1 protein-coding gene is annotated in these 1,711 nt (G+C 71.5%); it reads right to left on the bottom strand.

From position 1 onward, the window contains the following. Positions 1-1,711, bottom strand: a 1,711-nt coding sequence (locus tag V3H18_RS16520) for a TIGR02302 family protein (protein ID WP_332083176.1), incomplete at both ends; no start/stop codon positions are given.

Below are 1,711 nucleotides of genomic sequence, written 5' to 3'. Positions count from 1 at the left end.
CCCGGCCCTCGCCGCTTGCGCCGAGCGCCTGTTCGGCCTCCTTCATCGCCCGGCGCGCATCGTCCAGCTCCTCGCCCGGCTCCGCGCCGTTCTTACGCAGCGCGTCCAACTGGCGCTCCAGACGTTCGCGGAGCGCCTGCTGGCGGCCGCGCTCGGCGCCGCTCTCTTCGTTCTGGCGCCCGCCGCTCTGTCGGCGCCCGCGCGGCGGCCCCGCCTCCCCCTCCTCGGGATTGTTCATTCCCTGGAAGGTGTCGTCGCGCAATTGCTGCTCTTCGCGCGAAAGCTTGTCGAGTTCGCCGAGCGCGCGCGACATTTCCCGCGCCTGCGAATTGCCGCGCCGGCCGCCCTGCGCCGTCTGCAGATTTTCGAGAATGTCCTGCAATTCGTCGAGGAGCTTTTGCGCCTGCGCCGTATCGCCCGACTGCATCGCCTTGTTCATCTCGTCGAGCATCGCTTGCAGGTCTTCCGGCGTCACCGTATCGCCGTCGCCCGCGGTCTCGCGCGGCGGCGCGCCTTCCGGCGGCAGACGGCCGCCAAGCTGCTGCAGAAAATTGTCGAGCGCGGCGCGAAGCTCCGCGGCGCGCTTGGCGATTTCCTCTTCGCTGTCGCCGCGCGCCAGCGCGTCGCGCAGTTCTTTCTCCGCCGCGCGCAAATCGCGCTCGGCCTGAGAGAGATCGCCTTCCTCCAGTTTGAGCGCCATCGCCCAGAGCATGTCGGCGACGCTGCGGAGCTCATCGTCGCTGCGCACGCCCTCGAGGCCGCGACGCGCCGAACGCAGGCCGAGATGAATGGCGGAAGGCGTCTCGAAGACCTCGGGCGCGATGGAGAGCGCGTCGAGCGCGGCGCGGACATTGGGGCGCGAGTCGGGATCGAGCGCGAGAATGCGCCGCTGCTCGGCCAGCGCGCGGGCGAGCGGCTTGGTGAAGCGGCGCTGCGGCAAGAGAGTCTCGATCTCCTCTGAGGCGCCTTCATTGCCGGCCGCGTCCTTGGCGATAAGGCGCAGGGCGAGCTGCGCGCCGGCGAAGGGGCTGTCGGCAAGGTCGATGGTCGCGTGCGCTTCGCCGAGCCCGCCGCCGCCCGGCGGCAGAGCCAGCGCAAGCCGCGGCGGGTCGTAAAGCGCGCGGCCCGCGCCGGGCGGCCGGCTGAAAACGGCTTCGGCGGAGACGACGCCGTAATCGTCCTCGGCGCGAAAGACGAGCGTCATCGAGCCGCGGGCGTTGTTGCGCGGCGGTTCGACAAGCGCGATGGTCGGCGCCCGGTCGGGAATGGCGACAAGATCGAAGCGGCGGCCGTCGGAAAGCGATATTTGCGCGTCGCCCGCGAGCTTAAAGGCCTGCTCCTTCACCGGCTCCTGACGGGCGGCCTCCGCGATTGCGACCAGTCCGCCGCCGACCGACGCGCGCGCGTCGGCGGGCCTGACGCGCAGGATGGAATTTACCGGCGCTTCGATCGCGGCGTCGCTCTCAGCAGCGAGCACGATGGGCGGCCGGCCGGTATAGGCGGGCGGCTCCAGCCAGGCGTCGATGCGCGACGCCGTATCGAGAATCGACGGCGCCGCGCGCCAGTCGAAGGCGGCGGAAAGGCGCGCGCCCTTCTGGTCGCCCGCGATAAAGCCCGCGGCGACGGCGCCGACGAGCGCCAGCGCGCGCAGCGCATAGGGATCGCGCTGCGGCACGCGCGGCTCCAGGGCGGCGACGGGCGTCGCTTCGAG

The sequence above is a fragment of the Methylocystis borbori genome (genome assembly GCF_036576025.1).
In the GTDB taxonomy this organism is placed as follows: domain Bacteria; phylum Pseudomonadota; class Alphaproteobacteria; order Rhizobiales; family Beijerinckiaceae; genus Methylocystis; species Methylocystis borbori.
The sequence above is the reverse complement of the archived record's forward strand: the minus strand, read 5'-3'. Positions and strand labels throughout refer to the sequence as shown.